At 35.5% G+C, this 24457-nt stretch carries 14 protein-coding genes; all 14 read left to right on the forward strand.

What is annotated here, in order from left to right; translation table 11 throughout:
- Positions 1-221: 221 nt before the first annotated feature.
- The 14 genes from SB689_RS00275 (at position 222) to SB689_RS00340 (ending at position 24453) form a co-directional block, all read left to right on the forward strand.
- On the forward strand, positions 222-1412 hold the full coding sequence (locus SB689_RS00275; RefSeq protein WP_410690091.1) for a glycoside hydrolase family 88 protein: 1191 nt from the start codon (positions 222-224) through the stop codon (positions 1410-1412).
- 546 nt (positions 1413-1958) lie between these two features.
- Positions 1959-2684 carry an NUDIX hydrolase gene (locus tag SB689_RS00280; protein WP_072408487.1) on the forward strand — a complete coding sequence of 242 codons (726 nt, stop codon included), beginning with the start codon at positions 1959-1961 and terminating at the stop codon, positions 2682-2684.
- A gap of 16 nt (positions 2685-2700) precedes the next feature.
- Complete coding sequence (locus tag SB689_RS00285; RefSeq protein ID WP_410690092.1) at positions 2701-4185, forward strand: xylulokinase; 1485 nt, start codon at positions 2701-2703, stop codon at positions 4183-4185.
- A 110-nt stretch (positions 4186-4295) separates the two neighbouring features.
- Entirely contained in the window at positions 4296-5624 is a 1329-nt protein-coding gene (xylA, locus tag SB689_RS00290) for a xylose isomerase (protein WP_410690093.1), read from the forward strand.
- A 339-nt stretch (positions 5625-5963) separates the two neighbouring features.
- The gene (locus tag SB689_RS00295; protein WP_410690094.1) at positions 5964-8843 is read left to right on the forward strand and encodes a SusC/RagA family TonB-linked outer membrane protein; all 2880 of its coding nucleotides are present in this window, start codon (positions 5964-5966) and stop codon (positions 8841-8843) included.
- Positions 8844-8854: 11 nt separating this feature from the next.
- Positions 8855-10798 carry a RagB/SusD family nutrient uptake outer membrane protein gene (locus SB689_RS00300; RefSeq protein WP_410690095.1) on the forward strand — a complete coding sequence of 648 codons (1944 nt, stop codon included), beginning with the start codon at positions 8855-8857 and terminating at the stop codon, positions 10796-10798.
- 280 nt (positions 10799-11078) lie between these two features.
- Positions 11079-12254 carry a mannonate dehydratase gene (gene uxuA, locus SB689_RS00305; RefSeq protein WP_410690096.1) on the forward strand — a complete coding sequence of 392 codons (1176 nt, stop codon included), beginning with the start codon at positions 11079-11081 and terminating at the stop codon, positions 12252-12254.
- A gap of 99 nt (positions 12255-12353) precedes the next feature.
- Positions 12354-13169 (forward strand): SDR family oxidoreductase, encoded by an 816-nt coding sequence (locus SB689_RS00310; protein ID WP_410690097.1) that lies wholly within the window; start codon positions 12354-12356, stop codon positions 13167-13169.
- Positions 13170-13355: 186 nt separating this feature from the next.
- A complete protein-coding gene (locus SB689_RS00315; protein ID WP_410690098.1) occupies positions 13356-15044 on the forward strand; it encodes a glycoside hydrolase family 43 protein in 1689 nt (562 codons plus the stop codon).
- 30 nt (positions 15045-15074) lie between these two features.
- Positions 15075-17588 (forward strand): glycosyl hydrolase 115 family protein, encoded by a 2514-nt coding sequence (locus SB689_RS00320; RefSeq protein WP_410690099.1) that lies wholly within the window; start codon positions 15075-15077, stop codon positions 17586-17588.
- 48 nt (positions 17589-17636) lie between these two features.
- Complete coding sequence (locus tag SB689_RS00325; RefSeq protein ID WP_410690100.1) at positions 17637-18689, forward strand: aldose epimerase family protein; 1053 nt, start codon at positions 17637-17639, stop codon at positions 18687-18689.
- A 526-nt stretch (positions 18690-19215) separates the two neighbouring features.
- Positions 19216-20925: a DUF5597 domain-containing protein gene (locus SB689_RS00330; protein ID WP_410690101.1), complete on the forward strand. Its 1710-nt coding sequence runs from the start codon at positions 19216-19218 to the stop codon at positions 20923-20925.
- Positions 20926-20986: 61 nt separating this feature from the next.
- Positions 20987-22891 carry a sialate O-acetylesterase gene (locus SB689_RS00335; RefSeq protein WP_410690103.1) on the forward strand — a complete coding sequence of 635 codons (1905 nt, stop codon included), beginning with the start codon at positions 20987-20989 and terminating at the stop codon, positions 22889-22891.
- Between the two features lie 113 nt (positions 22892-23004).
- On the forward strand, positions 23005-24453 hold the full coding sequence (locus SB689_RS00340; protein WP_410690104.1) for an MFS transporter: 1449 nt from the start codon (positions 23005-23007) through the stop codon (positions 24451-24453).
- The last annotated feature ends 4 nt before the right edge of the window (positions 24454-24457 follow it).

A 24457-nucleotide genomic window follows, 5' to 3' on the forward strand; every position in this document is an offset into this window, starting at 1 on the left:
TAATTTCAGTATTTCTACTTAATTTGTATCTTCTCAATGTTATTTAAAATCAGTCTAGATAAGGCTTGAATTGAATTTTTTCTGTATTAAAATTACATAATTTATCACTTGGTAGAGATTAAATATGTTAACATAATAAATTTTATTTTTAGACTAAATAAGATTTATTTTCAATTATGATTTTATAAAAATTAATTAAATTGTCCATAATTCCATAAAAAATGACTTTACATAAAATAGCAATTACATTTTTCACAATATTGAGTGTTGCAGTTACAGCGCAAAGCAGTAAAAAGGAGATGTCAAAATTAATTCAGGACGAATTTCAATTTGCTGGAAAGCAGTATAAATATTTAATGAAAGACATTCCGAACGATAAAATGCCACAATCATACAAAGCTTCTGACGGAAATGTGATTACAAAAGATATCAGTTGGTGGTGTTCCGGGTTTTATCCGGGCTCGTTGTGGATGATTTATGAACAAACCAAAGATCCTGAAATCAAAAAAGAAGCAGAAAGAACTTTAAATCTGATAGAATCAAACAAGACCTTTACCCGAGATCATGACCTAGGTTTTATGATGTTTTGCAGTTTCGGAAATGCATATAGAATTACAAAAAATCCTGTATATAAAGATGTTATTCTCACTTCGGCAGAGTCACTTTCCACAAGATTTCGTCCGGGAATGCAGGCAATTTTGTCTTGGGATAAAATGGCAGATTTCAAAGGTCCTGTTATCATTGATAATATGATGAACCTTGAAATGTTAGTTTGGGCTTCACAAAACGGAGGGAACAAAAAGACGGAAGAAATTGCGATTGCCCATGCTAATACAACGATGAAAAACCATTTTCGTACTGATTACAGTTCGTATCATGTAATTGATTATGATGTGAATACAGGGAAAGTTTTAAGCAAAAAAACATTTCAAGGATATTCCGATTCTTCGGCTTGGGCAAGAGGGCAGGGTTGGGCTTTGTATGGGTATACGATGATGTATAGATTCACAAAAGATGAAAAATATTTAAACCAAGCTCAAAATATTGCGAAATTTATTCTCAATAATCCCACTTTACCGGAAGATAAAATTCCATACTGGGATTTTAATGATACTAAAATTCCAAACGTTCCTCGTGACACTTCTGCGGCGGCAATTATTTCTTCTGCTTTATTAGAATTAGGACAATATACTAAAGGTGAAGACAAAAAGAATTATATAGACGTTGCCCGAAAAATACTGACAAATTTATCAAACGAAAAATATCAGGCAAAATTAGGCGAAAACGGAGGTTTTCTATTAATGCACAGCACTGGAGGTTTGCCATTGAACTCGGAGATTGATGTTCCGTTAATCTATGCAGATTATTATTTTCTGGAAGCGCTGAAAAGATATAAAGATTGGTATTTGTAAGAATTTTATAAATAAATATCAACTTCGCTGAGTGAAACGCCGTTGCGAACGAAAAATATTCTCAATTATTAAAAAAAAACTTTGCGACCTTAGCGTTAAAAAATCATCTATTATTAAAAGTATCTATTCACTGTTAAACTTATATTCTTCATTCTATTATTTTCTCGTTTTGATAAAATTCTAAGCTTTGATAATAAAAATGGTGAAATTTTTCCATCATTTACTGTCATTTTTATAGCAAAAAGTGGATTATTATGAAAATATTTTCAAAAAAAATAAAATAATTTCTTGATTTTCTTATCATATTTTTAATGATAATATCAATTTATTTTATTCCCAATTTATTTTAATCTAAATGTCTATTTCTGAATCTATTTGTAAAAATATATCATCCTATTTACGATAACCTTATCATATTTTTTATGGTATTGTTATCATAAAAAATAGATATGTAATATGTTGATAAGCAGTAGGTAGTGATAATTTTATTTTTTTATCTCGATTGAATTTTTATATTTGTCATGTTACGTAAATGTTAACATAGAAATGATTCCGAATTTTATTCATACTTATGTTTCTGTCGACTGTGTTGTTTTTGGTTTCGACCTGGAAAATCGACTGAACATTTTATTGGTACAGCGTCGTATGGACGATGTGCCTGCAGAAAGACAAAGAAAGTTGCCGGGTAGTTTAATACTTAGCGACGAAGATGTAGATGATGCAGCTCAACGCGTGCTTCATGAATTAACTGGTATTAAGAAAATGGTTCTTAAACAGTTTAAATGTTTTGCAGATCCGTTAAGGGCTAGTAATCAGGATGATATAAAATGGATGGATACTGAGTATAAACATCACATAGACAGGATCATTACAGTGGCTTATCTTTCTCTTTGTAAGATCGACCACAAGATTAACAGTACGAAATACGATACGGTAGATTGGCATCCGATTGATGAAGTTCCGTCGTTGCCATTTGATCATAATAAAATCATCAGTGAATCTTTAATTGAGATCAGAAAATGGATAGAATCCGATTTCTCAATTATTTTCGAATTGCTACCGAAAAGATTCACGATAAGACAGCTGTATCAATTATACAGCGCTTTAAGTGAAAAACGAATTGACATTAAAAATTTTCACAAGAAGATTTCATCGTTCAGTTACATTATTCCGTTGGAAGAGATAGAAACCAATGTTTCGCATCGTGCTGCAAGATATTACAGATTTGATGCTAAAATTTATAAGAAAAACAATACCAGACTAATAAAATAATACCTTTTTTGAAATTATGTATTTACTAGGATATGACATTGGCAGTTCTTCTGTAAAAGTTTGCCTCATTGAGGCATCCAGCGGAAAAATTATTGCATCAGATTTTTCTCCTAAAAAAGAGATGAAAATCACTGCTGTAAATCCCGGTTGGGCAGAGCAAAACCCTACTGATTGGTGGCTGAATTTAAAGCTGGCTCACGAAGCTGTCATGCATGAATCCGGTATCAATGCAGAAGATATTAAAGGAATTGGTATTACCTGGCAGATGCACGGTTTGATTTTGGTAGATAAAGATCAAAACCTTTTAAGACCTTCAATTATCTGGTGCGACAGCCGCGCTGTTCCGTATGGAGAAAAGGCTTTCAAGGAAATTGGAGAAGAGAAATGTTTATCGCATTTATTGAATTCTCCGGGAAATTTTACAGCGTCAAAATTAGCCTGGGTTAAAGAAAACGAACCTGAAATTTTCGAAAAAATAGATAAGATAATGCTTCCGGGAGATTACATCGCCATGAGACTTTCAGGTGAAATCGGAATGACGATTGAAGGTTTGTCAGAAGGGATTTTCTGGGATTTTAAAAACAATTGTATTTCGGAAGATGTCATCAATTATTACGGAATTCCGAAAAGCTTTTTTCCTGAAATTATCCCAACTTTTGGGATTCAGGCGACTGTTTCAGCCACAGCTGCTCAGGAATTAGGCTTAAAAGAAGGAACGCCGATTTCTTACAGAGCGGGAGATCAACCGAATAATGCATTGTCATTAAATGTTTTCAATCCGGGGGAAATTGCTTCTACAGCAGGAACTTCAGGCGTTGTTTATGGGGTTTTAGATCAGCTTGAATATGATAAATTATCAAGAGTAAATACGTTTGCACACGTCAATTATACTCCTGAACAAACCAGATTAGGCGTTTTATTATGCATCAATGGAACAGGAATTCTAAATTCTTGGTTAAAACACAATTTTGCGACCTCACTATCTTCTTATGGAGATATGAACGATTTGGCTTCACTTTCACCCATCGGTTCTAAAGGTTTAAGCATCATTCCTTTCGGAAACGGAGCAGAAAGAGTATTAGAAAATAAAGATACAAGTTGTTCGATGCACGGAATTAATTTTAATATCCACTCAAAAGGAGATATTCTTCGCGCGGCGCAGGAAGGAATCGTATTTTCTTATGAATACGGAATGGATATCATGAGAAATATCGGCATGGATATTCAGGTGATTCGCGCAGGAAATGCCAATATGTTTTTAAGTTCGATTTTCCGTCAGACACTTTCCAGTGTGAGCAATGCGGTGATTGAACTTTACGATACGGACGGAGCGGTAGGAGCCGCAAGAGCTGCAGGAATGGGAATTGGTTTCTATGCTGATTCTAAAGAAGCCTTTTCTTCTCTTGAAAAAATTGCCGTCATCGAGCCTGAACACGAAAAAAGAGATCAATATTTAGAAGCCTACTCAAGATGGACGAGACATCTTAACGAAATAGTATAATCCACCTTACAACGGAGTTTTCCATTGTACTTACTGACTTTTCCAGATCAGTGAGCAGGGAATTCTTACGCCAAATTTTAAAATTTAATTAAAACTTAAAACAAATATATATGAGCACTTTAACAGGTACAAAGGAATATTTTCCGGGAATAGACAAAATCAAATTTGAAGGTAAAGAAAGCAGAAATCCAATGGCATTTCGCTATTATGACGCAGAAAAAATCATCATGGGAAAACCTATGAAAGACTGGACGCGTTTTGCAATGGCTTGGTGGCACACGCTATGTGCAAACGGAAGCGATCCATTTGGAGGGCCAACAATTCACCACCCTTGGGATGCCGGAAGTGATGCGGTTTCCAGAGCAATGCAAAAGATGGATGCAGGTTTTGAATTTATGTCTAAAATAGGCTTCCAATACTACTGTTTCCACGATATTGATTTGGTAGATCCTGCCAACAATTGGAAAGATTATGAAAAAAATCTTCAAACTATTGTTGAATATGCAAAACAAAAGCAACAGGAAACGGGAATCAAGCTTTTATGGGGAACAGCCAACGTTTTTACGCATGAAAGATACATGAACGGAGCTTCTACCAACCCCAATTTTGATGTAGTTGCATGTGCCGGAACTCAAGTGAAAAATTCTATTGATGCAACGATAGCTCTTGGCGGAGAAAATTACGTTTTCTGGGGCGGAAGAGAGGGTTATATGAGCCTTTTAAACACAGATATGAAGCGTGAAAAAGATCATTTGGCACGTTTCCTTACAATGTCTCGTGATTATGCCCGTCAGCAAGGTTTCAAAGGGACTTTCCTGATCGAACCAAAACCAATGGAGCCTACAAAACACCAGTACGACTACGATTCTGAAACGGTGATCGGATTTTTAAGACATTACGGTTTAGATAAAGATTTTAAATTAAATATCGAAGTGAACCACGCAACATTGGCAGGTCATACTTTCGAGCATGAACTTCAGGCTGCTGTTGATGCAGGACTTTTAGGAAGTATTGATGCGAACAGAGGAGATTACCAAAATGGTTGGGATACAGACCAGTTCCCGATCGATTATTACGATATGGTTCAGGCTTGGTTGGTACTTCTTCCGGCGGGAGGTTTAGGAAATGGCGGAGTTAATTTTGATGCAAAAATCAGAAGAAATTCTACAGATCCGGAAGATTTATTTATCTCTCATATTTCAGGAATGGATGTTTTTGCAAAAGGACTTTTGGCTGCTGCCGATATTCTTGAAAATTCAGATTATAAAAAATTAAGAACAGACCGTTATTCTTCTTTCGACAATGGAAACGGAAAAGCGTTCGAAACCGGAAACCTTACATTGGAAGATCTTCAGAGAATTGCCCACGAGACAGGTGAGCCTCAGCCAAAAAGCGGAAAACAGGAATTGTTTGAAGCGATCGTGAACATGTATATCTAATATCAGTAAAAAGGCTGCTAAACACTAAGGATCTTTACAAATTATAATAAGTGAGCCTATTTAAACTATTAAAATTTAACCACAAATCGAAGATTCGACGGAGTCAAAAGTCACAAAAGCTATTTGGATAACTAACTGTTTTAAATTATTAGAAAACAACGGTTAATCAAAGAATGAAAATCGAAGATTTTTTAATCTTATGTGCTCTTATTTGCAGTTTATCGATAAAATTAAAATGCAGTAAGTTAATATTTTTTGTCTTTTGTGGTTAAAATAAAAAGTTTAAAAAAGTCTATTAACAGCCCTTTTATTCAACCCTAATTTTTAAAAATAATAATTATGAACCGATTTTATTTTGCCAAAACAAATAAGGCTGCATTGTTTTTTGCAATGGCTTTATTGCCTTCTGGCTTAGTGTATTCCCAGGTTAAAAAAGATACTGTTGAAAAAGAGAAGAAGATAGATGAGGTTGTTATAATAGGATATGGAAAACAGAGAAAAGAATCCGTAACGGGGTCTGTAGCTTCTGTGAAAGGTGATGTGATGAGAGAAGTGCCTTCTGCGAATGTCAGTCAGGCATTGCAGGGAAGAATAGCCGGAGTTGATATTGCGCAGACGTCAAGTAAACCCGGAGCTCCAATGCAGATCAGAATCAGAGGAACGCGTTCTCTGACGGCAGATAATGATCCGCTAATTGTATTGGACGGAATTCCTTTTCCGGGATCATTAGCAGATATCAGTCCGAACGATATTCAGAGTATGGACATTCTGAAAGATGCTTCTGCAACGGCAATCTACGGATCTCGAGGAGCGAATGGAGTAATTTTAATTACAACTAAAACAGGCAGAAAAAACCAAAGAGCAACCTTTACTTACAATACATACACAGGAATTACATCTGTTTTTTCTAAATATCCGATGATGGATGCGCAGAAATTCATGAAACTTCGTGATGATGCAGGACTTTTCACTCAATATGGAGCCGATGAATCCAGAGATACCAATACCGATTGGCAGGATTTAATGTATAAAAACGGAATTGTTACCAATCACGATATAGGTATTTCCGGAGGTACGGAAAAAAGCTCGTATAACTTTGGAATGAGCTATTACAACGAACAATCTGTTCTTCCCGGACAAAATTTTGAAAGATTTAATCTAAGAGGAAGTCTGGATCAGGATTTGGGTAAATATTTCAGGGTTGGGATAACGACGAACAATGCTTATACAGTGAATAAAGGCAGTAATCTTGGGCTTTACAATACATTGAGCTCAACTCCTGTTGCGAATCCTTACAGAGCAGATGGAAGTCAAAAAGAGCGTATTGTGATGTCTGCAGATACTCAATATGTGTACACAAGAGACGGAATCGAAAATTTAGGAGATGCGTGGATTGATAAAGCAATTTCTTTCAGTTCTTACAATAATTTCTTCGGTGAATTTAAAATTCCTTGGGTGAAAGGTTTAACATTAAGAACAAATGTTGGTTTAAACTTTAAAACTACAAACACAGGAAGCTACACCGGAGAAGGAGTTTTCAGCTCAGAGCCTAATAATTTATCAACAGCTTCAATTGGAAATTCTTTACTGACGCATTGGGTAAACGAAAATATCTTAACGTACGACAGAACTTTTGCAAGCAAGCATAAAGTGAATGTCGTTGCTTTACAGTCTCAGGAGCAGAGAACATTTAACAGTTCATATATCACGGCAAGAGACATCCCGACGGATCAGTTTCAGTTTTACAATCTTGGTCATGCTCAGGGTGAAATTACCATTAATCCAGATAATCAAGGGTATTACAAAAGAGGTCTTAAATCCTGGATGGGGCGTGTAATGTACGAATATGACGGAAAATATATGTTTACGGCTTCCATCAGAGGAGATGCTTCTTCAGTATTGGCGCCGGGATATCAATGGAATATCTATAACGCTTTTTCAGCGGGTTGGAATGTTGCCAAAGAGAATTTCTTAAAAGATTCAAAAGTTATTAATAATTTAAAGCTGCGTTTCGGATATGGAGAAACTTCCAATCAGGCTGTGGCTCCTTATTCTACTTTTGGACGTTTGACAACAGAACCATATAACTTTGGAAATACCAATGCAATCGGAACTTATGTTTCTACGCTGCCAAATTCAAAATTGGGTTGGGAGTTTTCGGAAACGCTTAATTATGGGTTGGATTTTGGATTGTTCGACAATAGATTAACAGGTACGGTAGAATATTATACGACGAATACGAAAAATTTATTGTTAGATGTTAAATTACCGGCAACTTCAGGAGTAGGAAGCTACACCGGAAATGTAGGATCTACAAGCAATAAAGGAATTGAAATATCATTAAATGGAGCGATTATCAGCAATCCAAATGGTTTTTCATGGGATTTCGGGGTTAATTTCTATTCAAACAAAAATAAAATTACCTCATTGTCTTCTGGAGCTACGAGAGATGTTGCTAACTGGTGGTTTGTGGGAAGTTCGATCAATTCAATTTATGATTATCAGTATACCGGATTGTGGCAGGCAGGTGATCCTTATATGAATATTTTGGAACCTACCAATATTCCGGGAGAAGCAATTGGTTCCATTAAAGTTTTATATACAGGAGCTTATAATCCTGATGGATCGCCTGTGAGAGCGATCAACGCTGAAGACAGACAGATTTTAAATACGGATCCTGATTTTCAGGGTGGATTTAATACAAGACTGGCATACAAAAACTTTGATCTGAGCATTGTTGGAGCTTTCAAAAGCGGAGGTATTTTGATCAGCACATTGTACGGAAATACAAGTTATCTGAATATGTTAAGCGGAAGAAGAAACAACGTAGATGTCGATTACTGGACTCCCGAAAATACCGATGCCTATTACCCAAGACCGGGACATTATCAAAGCAATAATAATCCGAGATATGGAAGTACTTTAGCTTATTTTGATGCTTCATATCTTAAGATCAGAACAATTACTTTAGGATATAATTTTACGCAGGGAGTGTTCAAAAAAGCGGGAATAAGCAAAATGAGACTGTATACAACAATAACCAATCCATTTGTATTTTTCTCTCCTTATCATAAGGCTTCAGGAATGGATCCGGAAACGAATTCCTACGGGAACGAAAATCAGGCGGTCAGCAACGAGATTCCATCAAGATTCTTAACCATCGGAACCAATACACCGTCTCTTAGGAACTATATGATTGGTTTAAACTTAACATTCTAAAAATTAATCAAATGAAAAAGTTCAGAATAAATACAGCCGCAAAAATTTTGCTATGCACCGTAGTACTTTCAAGCTGTTCAGATATATTGGAAGAAGAACCGAGAAATATTTATACACCGCAATACTTTGAGACAGAATCCGGAGTTTTAGGAGGAGTTACCTCAATGTACGCTCATTTACGATACATTTACGGAAACGGATATTGGTTAAATGCCTGCGAAACAGGAACCGACGAATACACTTACGGTCACGCCGGAGACAATAATTTCAAGGATATGGACATGTCTGGAGCGGGAAATTTAACACCCTCTTCAAGCCGTGCCGATGTTTTGTGGAATAATGCTTTCAGAAATATCAATACCGCCAACGGAGTAATCCAAAAAGGCTCAGGAGTCGGAGTTTCAGACGCGATTATTGCAGAAGCAAGATTCTTCAGAGCGTTTGATTATTTTATGTTGGCTCAGACATTCGGAGGAGTTCCTTTAGACTTAGGTTCGGGAGAATTAGCTTTCAATATCAGTACTTTCAGAGGTTCCAAAAGAAACACAGTTTCTGAGGTTTACACTAAAGTAATATTTCCTGATTTAATAAAAGCTGTTCAGGATTTACCTGTCGGAGCTCGTGTTACAGGCGGAGTTACAAAAACTGTTGCAAGATTGTTTTTGGCTAAAGCTTATCTTACTTATGGATGGTGGCTTCAGAATCCAAACGGAATTCCAACCTATCCTCAGACAGATAGAGTAGATCCCAACGGACAGAATGCACAATGGTATTTCCAACAGGCTTATGATATTGCTTTGCAAGGTATCAATGCACCGGGAGCATATGGTTTACAGGCGACCTATTATGATGTGAATTTAGCTCAGAATGACAGAAATAAAGAAATGCTTCTTTATGCAGATCACACAGAATCAAGCGAATATTATGATGGATCAAGCCATTCATACAACACAGGCGCTTCTCCAGGAAATTTTGCCGTTTGGATGACGACTTGGGATTACACGTTCCTTGAAAGTTCTCAAAGCCCATTATGGACAGGTTCTCCTGTAAGAACCGTACAGAGAGAAGCTGCTCAGGCTTACGGAAGACCTTGGAAAACAATGGCTCCAACCATTGAAGTGGTGAAAAATACATTTGCCAATAAAACGCAGGATTCAAGATATGACGGTACTTTCGTAACAACTTTCCGTGGAAACTGGAACAAAGCCGGAATTTCAACGCCAACATTATACAACGCCAACGGATTGCCGGTACAGCCGGGAAGTGCGATTCTTACGTTCTTAAATGACGATCCGGCGCAGACGATTGATTATTCTAATTCAGTCTACAAAAGCAACGTAGGCGCAGGCGTTCTTCCGGGAAGAGCAGATTATGTGATCGCTCCAAGCGGAATCAGCAGATACGCTTACCCAAATCTTTGGAAAATAGGAACCTACAGAACCGATAACGGAACAGGACTTGGACAGCCAAATGGAGGAATTACACGTCCGTTTCCTGTTGCAAAATTCTCAGAATTCTATTTCATAGCAGCAGAAGCAGCGGTAAAAGGAGCTTCAGGATCAATGAGCCCGAGAGATTTGCTTAATGTAATCAGAGCAAGAGCCGGAAAATGGCGTTGGGACAACAACGGAAATGTAGCAAAAGTGGAAGATAACAGTGGTGCAATGATCGCTGCAACGCCCTCAACCATTACTATAGACTATATTTTAGCTGAAAGATCAAGGGAATATTATGGCGAAGGTTACAGATGGTTCGATTTGGTTAGAACTCAAAGATGGAGTGATATTGCAAAAACATATAGCATCGGAGGAACCGCAGTTGGAAATCATACCGCTCAGACGTACACCAGAAACATACCGAATTACCTGTATTTAAGACCAATTCCCCAAGGACAGATGGATGCCATGGATATGAGTTCTTCAGAATTGGCGGCTTATCAAAATCCGGGATATTAGATAGATTTTAAAATAAAATTTTTACATTCATATCAGCAACAAAGTAGGCGATTCGGCCCGCCTGCTTTGTTTAATGAATAAGATGCTTAAAAATAATGAATATTTACAAAGGATTATCATTGAAAAATCTTTGTAAACTTTGCTGAGTAGAACGCCTTTGCGAACTTAAAATCTGCAGAATTATTTGAAAAAAAACTTTGCGGACTTTGCGTTAAAAAAGAACATTTTATTAAAGCAGATATTCAAAAAAAGATTTAGATAAAATTGAAAATCAAAAATTATGGAAAAAACATGGCGTTGGTTTGGTAAAAAAGATAAGATTAAATTAGATATGCTTCGTCAGATCGGCGTTCAGGGCATTGTTTCGGCGCTTCATGACGTTTCAAATGGAGAAATTTGGTCTTTTGAAGCCATTAATGAATATAAAAACTATATCGAAAGTTTCGGACTTCGCTGGTCAGTTGTAGAAAGCCTTCCCGTAAGTGAATCCATCAAATATGGAGGAGAAAATAGAGATCAATTGATCGAAAATTACATCAAAAGTCTCGAAAATCTTGGAAAAGCAGGTGTTACAACAGTCTGTTACAACTTTATGCCTGTCCTGGATTGGGCGCGTACCGATCTTTATCATCAATGGGAAGACGGTTCGTCATCTTTATATTTCGACAAAGCCAAATTCGCTTACTTTGAAATTTACATTTTAGAAAGAAAAGGAGCCGAAAAAGATTATACTCTCGAAGTTCTTGCTAAAGTTGAAGAATTAAAAAAGACAATCACAGAAGAAGAAAAAAACGATTTAATTGATTCAATTATTGTTAAAACGCAAGGCTTCGTCAATGGAAATATCAAAGAAGGAGATCAAAATCCCGTAGCTATTTTTAAAAGTTTATTGGCTTTATATGATGGAATTGATAAAGATCAGCTTCGTCAAAACATGAAATATTTCCTAGAAAAAATAATGCCTGTCTGCGAAAAATGGAACATTCAAATGTGTGTACATCCCGATGATCCGCCATTTTCATTACTAGGTTTACCAAGAATCGTGACTTGCGAAGAAGACATTGATTGGTTTTTAAATGCCGTCGACAATCCCCATAACGGATTGACGTTCTGCACAGGTTCTCTAAGTGCCGGATTACAAAATGATGTTCCAAAATTAGCTCAAAAATATGCTTCCCGTACAAAATTCGTTCACCTCAGAAGCACCAATGTTTTCGAAAACGGAGATTTTATTGAAGCTCATCATTTAGAAGGCAGAGGAAAAATCATCGAAGTCATTCGAATATTTGAAAAAGAAAATCCAACCTTACCCATGCGTATCGATCACGGTAGATTATTAACCGATGATATTGATAAAGGTTATAATCCCGGCTACTCATTTTTGGGAAGAATGCTCGCTCTCGGACAAATCGAAGGCGTAATGGCGGCCGTAAAAACCGAAATAAAATCAAACTAAGGAGTCCCAAAGGGACGACTTAACAAAGGATTAGGATGCAATCCTATCAAATTTATAAGATCAAAAAACCATCAACCATTAACTATCAACTACAAAGCAATGAACGAAATATTCAGCATAAAAGACAAAGTCGCCATTATCACAGGAGCTTCCGGAGTTTTAGGTGGAACTCTTGCCAAAAGTTTCATTAAAGCTGGTGCAAAAGTTGTGGCTCTGGGAAGAAATCAGGAAACGTTAGACGCTCGGGTTAAAGAATTAACCCAATCAAGCGGTGAAGCTTTTGCCGTTGAGGCCAATGTCATGAATATCGAAAGCCTTGAATCAGCATCAAAAAAGATCATTGAAAAATACGGTAAAATAGATATCCTGCTCAACATTGCGGGCGGAAATATTCCTACGGCTACACTTTCTCCCGATCAGTCATTTTTCGATCAAAATTTGGATGGATGGGATGAGGTAACCAATCTCAACATCAACGGAACCGTCTATCCAAGTTATGTTTTCGGAAAAGTAATGGCAGAACAGGGAAGCGGAAGTATTGTTAATATTTCTTCAATGGCAGCATATTCTGCGATTACGAGGGTGGCGGGATATTCTGCTGCAAAATCGGCAATTACCAATTTTACGCAATGGCTGGCTTCGGATGTAGCGTTGAAATTTGGTGATAAAATTCGTGTAAATGCGATTGCACCAGGATTTTTTATTGGAGATCAAAACCGCGCAATTTTATTAAATCCGGATGGATCTTTAACGGATCGAAGCAAAAAAGTTATTGCAAAAACTCCAATGGGACGTTTCGGAGATGCTGAAGAATTGAACGGAGCTGTACAGTTCCTATGTTCGGATGCTGCAAGTTTTATTACAGGTGCTTTATTGCCTGTTGATGGTGGTTTCAGTGCATTCAGCGGAGTGTAAATTAATCACAATCAGTTTTATATAATTCGTAAATAAGGTCATCCATTATTAGTTTGACTTGACCTTGTTTTTTTCAGTTTGAATTAAATCTAGATCACTTATTTCTACGTAAAAATGAAAGGTTATAAGAAATAAGTGATTTTTAAATCTAAACTAAATTTTCCTTCACCATATTCACAAAATACTATGAAAACTCATCTTACAAAATCTCTTTTTGCAGCTGCTGTTTTATTTTTATTTGAAAGAAGTTCTGCACAAATTTTCTCAGATTTTATTTACAAAGGAAATGATAAAATTTACACAGAAAATCCTCTTAAAGAAGATGAATTCTATTCTCCGATTCTTCAGGGTTGCTATCCGGATCCAAGTATCACTAGAAAAGGGAATGATTATTACTTGGTAAATTCTTCATTTTCAATGTTTCCGGGTGTTCCGATTTTTCATTCTAATGATTTGGTGAATTGGACACAAATTGGTCATGTGTTAGATCGACCTTCTCAATTAAAAGTTGAAAACGCCGGATTTTCTGAAGGAATTTATGCTCCCGATATCAAGTATAATCAATACAACGACACTTTTTACATGGTTACCACTCAGATTGCGAACGGAATCGGAAATATGATGGTAAAAACAAAAGATCCAAAAAAAGGCTGGAGCGAAGTTCAAAAACTGAATTTTGACGGAATCGATCCTTCCATTTTCTTTGATGATGACGGGAAAGCGTACATCGTTCATAATGATGCGCCACCAAAGGGAGCAGAACAATACAGTGGTCACCGCGTGATCAAAATTTGGGACTATGATTTGGAAAAAGACCAGGTTATTGCCGGAAGCGATAAAATTATCGTCAATGGTGGAGTAGATATCACTCAAAAACCAATCTGGATCGAAGGGCCACATCTTTACAAAAAGAATGGAAAATATTTTCTGATGTGTGCGGAAGGCGGAACGGGCGGAAATCACAGCGAAGTCATTTTTATGAGCGACAGCCCAAAAGGTCCGTTTATTCCTGCTGAAAATAATCCTATTTTGACTCAGAGATATTTTCCCAAAGACAGAAAAGATAAAGTAGATTGGGCAGGTCACGCAGACTTAGTAGAAACTCCTGATGGAAAGTATTACGGTGTATTTCTTGCCGTCCGTCCTAATGAAAAAAATCTTGTAAATACGGGTCGCGAAACCTTTATTCTTCCCGTAGATTGGAGTGGAACATATCCTGTTTTCCAAAACGGTTTGGTTCCAATGAAACCCAAAGTAAAAATGCCAAACGGAGTTAAAAACCAAACAGGTCAAAACGGATTTTTCCCGAACGGAAATTTCACTTTTTTAGATCATTTAAATAATAAATTGGATAATCGATGGATTGCCATGCGAGGTTCAAGAGAAAATTTTGTAAATGTGACTAAAAATGGAGTGAAAGTTAATCCTTTCACAACTAATATTAAAGCTAAAGCTCCTGTTTCTGCATTATTTCATAGGCAGCAACACGCTTCTTTTGAAGCAACGGTGAATTTAGATTTTAAACCAAAATCAGGAAAAGATTTAGCCGGAATTACTTGCTATCAAAGTGAAAATTTCAATTATGTTTTTGGATTGACAAAAAAAGATAAAGACTTCTATTTAGTATTGGAAAGGACAGAAAAAGGAAATTCCACTCTTATTAAAAGTGAAAAAATTTCAGTTTCGAAAAGTATAAAGCTTCAGGTTGTTGCTCAAAGTGGTGATTATCAATTTAATTATTCTTTGGACGGAAATAATTTCATTAATCTAGGCGGAAAAGTTTCGGGTGACATATTATCAACGGATGTTGCAGGTGGTTTTACAGGCAGTTTGATTGGTTTGTATTCAACTTTATCGAATGATATTCAGCCTTAATTTTTTTTATTAATTCACAAATTTAATAGTATGAATTCTTTATTTAAGTCAATTACAATGTTAGTTTTCATTTTATTCTTTGGAATTAAAATAAAATCTACACAGCCATTTATCACCACAGAAAAAAGTTCAGAAACTATTCTGTTGAAAGATAAATCGACAAAAATTTCATTCTATTCAAACAAAGGAATTGATAAAGGAATTTTAAGAGCAATACATAATCTTCAGAGTGATTTTCAGAAGGTAACGGGTGATTTTCCCAATCTTTTAAATCAAATTTCAGCTTCTCAATCTTCATTGATTATTATTGGAACTGTTGGTACAAATTCGGTAATTGATGAATTGATCAAAAAGAAAAAAATTAATGAAAATGAACTAAAAGGTAAACGTGAAAAATTTATCATTCAGAATATAAAAGATTTCAACGGCGTTTCAGAAATGATCGTTATCGTAGGAAGTGACAAACGCGGAACTATTTACGGAATTTATGAATTTTCAAAGCAAATCGGTGTTTCTCCGTGGTATTATTGGGCGGACGTTCCCGTTAAGCAAAAGGAAAATCTCTATTTTAAAAAAGGAATTTACACAGATGACGAGCCTGTCGTAGAATATCGCGGAATTTTCCTAAATGATGAAGAACCGTCATTGGGAAGCTGGGCGAGAGCAACTTTTGGAGGAATTAATTCTCAATTTTACGAAAAAGTTTTTGAATTAATTCTTCGCTTAAAAGGAAATTACATTTGGCCTGCAATGTGGGGAAAAGCTTTCTATGACGATGATCCCGAAAATGGAGTATTGGCTGATGAAATGGGAATTATCATGGGAACTTCACACCACGAACCAATGGCTTTGGCACAAACGGATTGGCATCGATACATCAAAAAGAATAATTTACCGAATATTTGGGATTACACTAAAAATTCAGACGTTCTTCAACAATTCTGGAAATCAGGAATCGAACGAAGCAAAAACTGGGAAAAGCTTGTCACTGTTGGAATGCGTGGTGACGGAGATGAAGCAATGGGAGATAAAACCAATATTTCGCTTTTGGAAAATATTGTAAAGGATCAACGAAAAATAATAGAAAAAGTTACAGGAAAAAAAGCAGAAAAAACACCTCAGGTTTGGGCTTTATACAAAGAAGTTCAGGATTATTATGATGAAGGAATGCGCGTTCCGGATGATGTTATTTTATTATTCTGTGATGACAATTGGGGGAATGTCCGAAAGCTCCCGAACCTATCTAAACCTTTACACAAAGGCGGTTACGGGATGTATTATCATTTTGACTATGTGGGTGGACCGAGAAATTCGAAATGGATCAATATCAGTCCAATCCAAAGAGTTTGGGAGCAGATGAATTTAACATATGAACATAAAGTAAATAAGCTCTGGGTGGTAAATGTAGGAGATTTAAAGCCAATGGAATTTCCCATCAATTTCTTTATGGATATGGCTTGGAATCCAAAGCAATTCAATGCTGACAATCTTTTAGAATACACTGAAAAATGGAGTTCAGAACAGTTTGGCGAAAAATATTCTAAAGAAATCGCAAGAATGATTAATTTATACGCAAAGTATAATCGTCGTGTAACTCCCGAAACCTTAAATTCTGAAACCTACAGCCTCGAAAATTACAATGAATTTGAAACGGTTGTGAATGATTATCAAAAATTATCTCTTGATGCAAACAGGCTGTACAACGAGATTCCTGATGAATATAAAGACGCTTATTTTCAATTGGTTCTTTATCCGATCGATGCCTGTAGTAATTTGTATGAACTTTATTTTAATGTGGCAAAAAATCATCAATTAGCCTCTAAAAAAGATATAAAAGCTAACGATTTTGCAGATAAAGTGAAGAAAAACTTTGAATATGATTCTATTTTACAGGATAAATACAACAATAAAATTTCTGGTGGAAAATGGCAACACATGATGGATCAAACAAGAATTGGTTACACAAATTGGCAACAGCCGGATAAAAATACGATGCCTGAAGTAGTGTATGTTTCCAAAAACGAAAAAAATAAAGTGTTTAAGGAAAAAGACGGATATATTTCCATTGAAGCTGAAAATTTTTCACGTCAGAATAATTCAGATAGAATTCAGTGGAAAATCATTCCCGATTTTGGAAAAACGTTGTCCGGAATTACCACTTTTCCTCAAAATATTAATCCAAAAGAAAATGAAAATATCTATCTGGAATATGATGTTGATTTCTCTTCAACAGGAACTTTTGAGGTTCAATTATTACTCGCTCCAACACTCAATTTTAATAATAACAAAGGACTTCGATATGAAATTTCGTTTAATGGAGAAAAACCACAGATTGTCAATTTTAATGAACATTATCGTGGCGAATTGGGACAATGGCAGTCAGAGCATATTATAAAATCTGCTACGAAACATAATATAACGAAATCGGGTAGACATACTTTGCGTTTTAAGGTCTTAGAAGCTGGAATTGTTTTAGAAAAAATCCTGATTAATACGGGTGGATTGAAACCTTCATATTTGGGACCTCCTGAAAGTAGCAATTAAAATAAAATGCAATATTCAAATAAAAAATTACCAAGAATCACTCAAAAAATGGAAAATATTAAAGTTTCAGATTTTGGAATAACAAAAAATGGCGACCAAATAAAGAAATACACTTTGACCAATAAAAATGGAATGAAAGTCGAGATCATCAATTACGGTGGAATCGTCCTTTCACTTACAGCTCCTGACAGAAAAGGAAATTATGAAGATGTAGTTTTAGGTTTTGTAAATCCTGAAGATTATTTTAATGAAAATTCTTACTTTTTCGGAGCAATTATCGGAAGATTTGCCAACAGAATTGCGCACGGAAAATTTAGTTTAAATGGAAAAATTTTTAATCTAAATAAAAATAATGGCGAAAATCATCTTCATGGCGGAGATGAAGGATTTTTCTCGAAAATTTGGAATATAGAAATAGTTCCAAATTCTCAAACACTCAAACTTTCATACACCAGTAAAGACGGCGAAGAAGGGTATCCGGGAGAACTTATGACGACTGTTTTTTACACTTTAACAGATCAAAATGCACTGGAAATTTCTTATGAAGCAATGACTGATCTGTCTACGATTATTAATTTGACTCATCATTCTTATTTCAATCTTTCGGGTGATTTTTCACGAGAAATTTTGGATCATGAGCTTCAGCTTGATGCCGATCAATTCATTCCCATTAACAAATCGTCTATTCCGGAAAATGATTTAAAAAATGTTGTAGAAACTCCTTTTGACTTCAAAAATTTTAAAACAATCGGAAAAGATATTAATGATAATAATGAGCAGTTGCAACGGGCAAATGGCTACGATCATTGCTGGGTTTTGAACGGAAATGGAATGAGATCGGCAGGCTCGCTTTATCATCCCGAAACAGGCAGAAAGCTGGATATATTGACGGATCAGCCGGGAATTCAGGTTTATTCAGGTAATTTTTTGGATGGAAAATTTGAAACAAAAACGGGCGGAAAAAACAACCCACGAACAGGAATTTGTCTGGAAACACAGCATTTTCCGGACTCTCCAAACAGGAATTCTTTTCCCTCTGTTGAGCTTAAACCGGGAGAAATATATTCAACAAAAACTGTTTATCAATTTTCAGTAAAATAATATAATATGAAACCTCTGAATTTCGGACTTGCAGTATCGGTTTTCAGGGATTTTTAACAGAACGATTAATGAAAATTTTGCTTGAAATCGATTAAAATGACATGAAGTAAATGTTAAATTAATGTTAAAATTTTATTTCACAAATTAATCTGCTTTAAGCTCCAAATTTATGACGGTTATTGTTAAAAATATGATAAGCTATTCTATTAAATTTTGAAGCATAAGTTTAAAATATTTGTGAATGTATTTTCTAATGCAGAATTAGGGTTTTTCATTGTTTGGTCTAATCTTATTTTTAATGATAAGTCAGATGTTATTTATGTTTTTTTTTGATGATTTATTTTTAAAATTTGATCGCAAAAATATTTACGAGATAAAAACAGTTTTATATATAGATACTTTCTTTTATTTTTAAAAAACTTGAAATATTTATTTAATTAAAATGAATTCTAGAAAATATTTTTAAGTATTATTTAATTTTTTGATGAATTTGATAAAAACGTTATTAAGATCAAATATGCCTATTATGAATATAAATAAAGCATTTATCCTTTCCGGAATTTTTCTTTCGTTTTTCACACAGGCGCAGGAAATTCCTCGTTTGCAGAAAAAAGGAACGGCGACACAGCTTGTCGTGGATAAAAAACCATTTTTGATTTTAGGTGGCGAGTTGGGAAACTCTTCTGCGTCATCTTTTCAGGATATTGAAAGGGATTTTCCAAAGCTTCAACAAATGGAACTGAACACGGTTTTAGTCCCTGCTTACTGGGATTTGATTGAGCCGGAAGAAGGAAAATTTGATTTTAGTTTAATTGATAAAACAATCGATCAGGCAAGAAAGAATAATCTTAAAGTTGTCTTTTTATGGTTTGGTTCTTATAAAAATTCGATGAGCTGTTATGCTCCGCTTTGGTTTAAAAAAGACTACAAAAAATACCCGAGAGCCTATTCAAAAGCAGGAAAACCAATGGAAATTGCGAGTTCTTTTTCTGAAAATGTTTTGAAAGCTGATAACAACGTTTTTGGTGAATTAATGAAACATATTTCTGTAGTTGATAAAACGCAGGGAACGGTAATTATGGTTCAGGTTGAAAACGAAATAGGAATGTTAGACGGTGCTCGCGATTATTCTAAAGAAGCTGATAAAATATTTAATTCGCAGGTTTCTGAAAATCTGATAAAATTTTTAACTAAAAATAAAAAAGAACTTCATTCTTCACTGCTTGAAAAATGGGGTAAACAAGGTTTTAAAACCAAAGGAAACTGGCAGGAAATCTTCGGAAATGATGTGTACACAGATGAACTGTTTACCGCTTATTCTTACGCCCAATATGTAGAAAATTTAGCAAAAATGGCTCGTTCCATTCATAATATTCCGTTGTATGTCAACGCGGCAATGAATAGCAGAAATAGGCTTCCTGGTGAATATCCTGCAGGTGGCCCGTTGGCTCATTTAATTGATATTTGGCATGCCGGAGCACCGAGTATAGATATGCTTTCACCAGATTTATATGATGGAGATTTTACGAGCTGGTCTGCAAAATACAGGCTTCACAACAATCCGTTGTTTGTTCCTGAGATCAAAATGACTCAAAATAATGGGGTGCAGGCTTTCTATGCTTTTGGTGAACATGATGCGGTTGGATACAGTCCGTTTTCGATCGAAAATAATTCTGAATCAGGAAGCAAAAGACTTTCTGAAGCCTATTCAAAACTAAAACAATTGATGCCGATTCTGACGAAATATCAAGGGCAAGGACAGTCAAAAGGATTGTTGTTTGATCAAAAAAATACAGAACGTATCATCAATTATGATGACTTAAAAATTACAGCAAAACATTTCTTTAGTCTTCCGTGGGATGCCCGAGCAAAAGATGGAAGCAACTGGCCGGAAGGTGGAGGGCTAATTTTAAGATTGGCAAAAGATGAATACATCATTGCAGGAAGTGGAATTGTCGTGGAATTTGAAAAGGAAAACGAGAAAAAAGAAATTCAAACTAAAGATTTGGGTGAAGATGGTTTTGCGGCTCAAGGCGGAAAAAATCAGACTCAAAATATTTGGGGTGGCGGAAAAAGAGTAGGAATTGGCCCTGTAGACGAAATCAGCATTGATGAAAACGGAAAATTGGGTCCAATAAGAAGATTAAACGGTGATCAAACACACCAAGGGAGACATGTCCGTATCGGAGTCGATGATTTCCAAATTCTTCATGTGAAATTGTATGAATATCAATAAAGAGTCCCAACGGGACGATTTAACAAAGAATAGGATAAAATCCTATTAAAAAGAAAAAACAATGAATAAGATTAAACTTTTCAACATCATATTATTCTTCATCAGCATTTGTTTCGTTGATGCTAAAATAAAACTTCCCACCTTAGTTTCAGACGGAATGGTTTTACAGCGCGACCAAAAACTAAAGATCTGGGGAACAGCTGATATTGGAGAAAAAGTTGAAGTCAATTTTCAAAATAAAAAATACAATACCATTACCGACAATTCAGGAAACTGGAAAATCATGCTTCCTGAAATGAAATTCGGTGGTCCTTTTACCATGACGATCAATGAAATTATATTGAAAAATATTTTAATCGGTGATGTGTATCTGTGTTCCGGTCAGTCAAATATGGAACTTCCGATGCGAAGAGTAAAAACGTTATATCCGCAGGAATTACAGAATGCCAATAACAGCAATATTCGCTTTTTTACGGTTCCTCAAAAGTATGATTTTAAAATCGCTCAGAATGATTTAGACGGCGGGATTTGGGAAGAAACCAATCCTCAAACCATTCAGAATTTTTCTGCGGTTGCCTATTTTTTCGCAAAAGAGATGTATCAGTATAATAAAATCCCAGTGGGAATTATTAATTCAAGTTTGGGCGGTTCTCCGATTCAGGCTTGGATGGATGAAGCTTCACTTAAAAAATATCCCGAATATCTTGCAGAAGCTCAAAAATGGAAAAATGATGAACTAATTTCTCAAACCGAATTTTCTGAAAAAAGCTTGAGTAATAATTGGTATGCAGAATTAGATCAACTTGATACCGGAATTGTCAATCATTGGGAAAAATCTGAATTGAATGATTTCGATTGGAAAAAAATGAATGTCCCAGGATCTTGGGAAGATATGGAAAAATCATTTGATGGAAGTATTTGGTTCAGAAAAGAAATATTTCTTCCAAAAGGAGCTGAAAAAAACACAGCATTTCTGAATTTAGGAAGAATCAAAGATGCTGATGTAACTTATATTAATGGCAAAAAAGTAGGAAATGTTACCTACGAATATCCTCCACGCTGGTATGATATTCCGGCTGGAGTTTTAAAAGAAGGTAAAAACATCATTGCAGTTCGAGTTACCAACGGAAGCGGGAAAGGAGAATTTATAAAAGAAAAAGATTACTTTTTACAAATCGGCTCAGAAAAAATTGATTTAAAAGGAGAGTGGAAATATAAAATTGGAGCCATCATGAACCGATCGGCTCCGAGACAAACCTTCATCAGATGGAAACCAACGGGATTATACAATGCGATGTTGAACCCTTTAATTCAATATCCAATAAAGGCAGTTTTGTGGTATCAGGGCGAGAGCAATACGGCAAAACCTCAGGAATATCAGGATTTATTATCAACCATGATTTTAGATTGGCGAAACAAATGGAATCAGAAAAATTTACCTTTTTTCATTGTTCAATTAGCCAATTTTATGGAATCAAAATCTGAACCTACAGAAAGTAATTGGGCAGAATTAAGGGAACAGCAAAGAAAAGTTTCTCAAACCATTCCAAAGACCGGACTTGCCGTTACCATCGATATCGGCGAATGGAATGACATCCATCCTTTAAACAAAAAAGAGGTCGGAAAAAGATTATCATTACAAGCTCAGAAAACACTTTTCAACAGCAATATCATCTCAGACGGTCCTGTTTATGAATCCATGAAAATTGATGGAAATAAAATCATTCTTTCATTCAAAAAAACAACAGATGACTTTTCTAATGTTTCAGAATTAAAAGGTTTTGCTATTAAAGGAAAAGACGGAATTTTCAAATGGGCACAAGCAAAAGTAAAAGGTAACAAAATCATCGTTTGGAATGATGAAATAAAAGATCCAATTGCCGTTAGATATGCCTGGTCAGACAATCCGGAAGGAAATCTGAAAAATAAAAACAGTTTACCCGCATCTCCTTTCACAACAGAATAATTAGCAGAAATAAAATCGAATCAATAAAATATATAAACAAAATAGACTTTAGATTTTAACGGACTATTTTTTAGTCTAATATCTAACTTCTATTGTCTAAAATCTAAATTTATATGAACAATTCACAAAAAATATCAGTCGCCGAAAAAATAGGATACAGCTTAGGTGATCTGGCTGCCAACCTTGTGTTTCAGACCTTGGTAACTTATCTGGCGTATTTTTATACTGATATTTATGGCTTAAAACCTGAAGATGCTTCTGTTATTACATTGATTGTAGGATTGGTTGCGGGCTTTGGTTTCAATCCGCTGATTGGTGCGTTGGCAGACCGAACACAGACAAAATGGGGGAAATTCCGTCCGTGGATCTTGTTTACGGCTGTTCCGCTTGGCGTGGCGGCAATGTTGGCTTTCAGTACACCGGATTTCTCGTATAAAGGAAAAATCATTTATGCTGCGGTTACGTATTCCATATTATTGCTTTTGTATGCTTCAAATAATTTGCCTTATTCGGCGTTAAGTGGCGTTATTACAGGCGATATGAGCGAAAGAAACAGTATTTCTTCTTATCGTTTTGTAGCGGTGATGTTTTCACAGTTTTTTGTTCAGGTTTTTATGTTGCCGATTATTTTATCAATTGGAAATGGCGATAAAGCAGCAGGAATTGAGGTTGTGATGACATGGTTGGCCATTATCGGAAGTGTGATGTTATTGATTACATTTTTCACGACAAAAGAAAGAGTAGTTCCGAATGCTGATCAGAAATCAAACTTAAAAGACGATTTAAAAGATTTATCTAAAAATAAACCGTGGATAATTATGCTAACGGTTACGGCTTTGATATTCATTACATTAGCGATGAAAGGAGGTTCGTATGTCTATTACTTTAATAATTATGTGGATGAAGCGAGTTTGAAGAATTTTATTTCTCCGATTACTTCATTTTTTGATTCTATTGGAATGAACTTTTTTGGTGAAAATGCAAAATCAGCAGGATTTGGTCTATTCAACGCAGGCGGAATCATTATGATGATCGTGGGAATTACATTTTCCAAAAGATTTGCCGATAAATACGGGAAAAGAGATGTGTTTATGGCATCTCTGTTTATCTCAACATTATTTGTTTTGATATTTATTTTATTTCCGCCAAAAGCAGTTGGAATGATGTTTTTATCACAAATCGTACACGGCTTCTTCTACGGAATCAGTACGCCTATTTTATGGGCAATGATTGCCGATGTAGCCGATTATTCGGAATGGAAAAATAAAAGAAGAGCAACCGCCATTATTTTTTCTGCGATGATGGTTGGATTAAAAGTTGGATTAAGCATCGGAAGCTCATTAGTCGCTTTAATTATAGGGAAATACGGTTATATTTCAACGAAAGGAAATCAAAATATCATTCAACCTGAAACAGTTGCAACAGGTGCTAAAATGTTGGTGAGTATATTCCCCGCTATTCCTTTTTTCCTTGCATGTGGATTACTTTTCTTTTATAAGATCAACAAAAAAATGGAGGTTCAGATTGAACACGATTTGGCTGAAAGACGAAATAAAAATTAAAAAT

It is taken from the genome of Chryseobacterium sp. SIMBA_038 (genome assembly GCF_046535115.1).
GTDB lineage: Bacteria > Bacteroidota > Bacteroidia > Flavobacteriales > Weeksellaceae > Chryseobacterium.

Coding starts and splice junctions, on each gene's coding strand:
- SB689_RS00335 (WP_410690103.1), top strand. CDS start 20,987: ATGAATAAGATTAAACTTTTCAACATCATATTATTCTTCATCAGCATT.
- SB689_RS00310 (WP_410690097.1), top strand. CDS start 12,354: ATGAACGAAATATTCAGCATAAAAGACAAAGTCGCCATTATCACAGGA.
- uxuA (WP_410690096.1), top strand. CDS start 11,079: ATGGAAAAAACATGGCGTTGGTTTGGTAAAAAAGATAAGATTAAATTA.
- SB689_RS00325 (WP_410690100.1), top strand. CDS start 17,637: ATGGAAAATATTAAAGTTTCAGATTTTGGAATAACAAAAAATGGCGAC.
- SB689_RS00285 (WP_410690092.1), top strand. CDS start 2,701: ATGTATTTACTAGGATATGACATTGGCAGTTCTTCTGTAAAAGTTTGC.
- SB689_RS00280 (WP_072408487.1), top strand. CDS start 1,959: ATGATTCCGAATTTTATTCATACTTATGTTTCTGTCGACTGTGTTGTT.
- SB689_RS00300 (WP_410690095.1), top strand. CDS start 8,855: ATGAAAAAGTTCAGAATAAATACAGCCGCAAAAATTTTGCTATGCACC.
- SB689_RS00340 (WP_410690104.1), top strand. CDS start 23,005: ATGAACAATTCACAAAAAATATCAGTCGCCGAAAAAATAGGATACAGC.
- SB689_RS00320 (WP_410690099.1), top strand. CDS start 15,075: ATGAATTCTTTATTTAAGTCAATTACAATGTTAGTTTTCATTTTATTC.
- xylA (WP_410690093.1), top strand. CDS start 4,296: ATGAGCACTTTAACAGGTACAAAGGAATATTTTCCGGGAATAGACAAA.
- SB689_RS00295 (WP_410690094.1), top strand. CDS start 5,964: ATGAACCGATTTTATTTTGCCAAAACAAATAAGGCTGCATTGTTTTTT.
- SB689_RS00315 (WP_410690098.1), top strand. CDS start 13,356: ATGAAAACTCATCTTACAAAATCTCTTTTTGCAGCTGCTGTTTTATTT.
- SB689_RS00275 (WP_410690091.1), top strand. CDS start 222: ATGACTTTACATAAAATAGCAATTACATTTTTCACAATATTGAGTGTT.
- SB689_RS00330 (WP_410690101.1), top strand. CDS start 19,216: ATGAATATAAATAAAGCATTTATCCTTTCCGGAATTTTTCTTTCGTTT.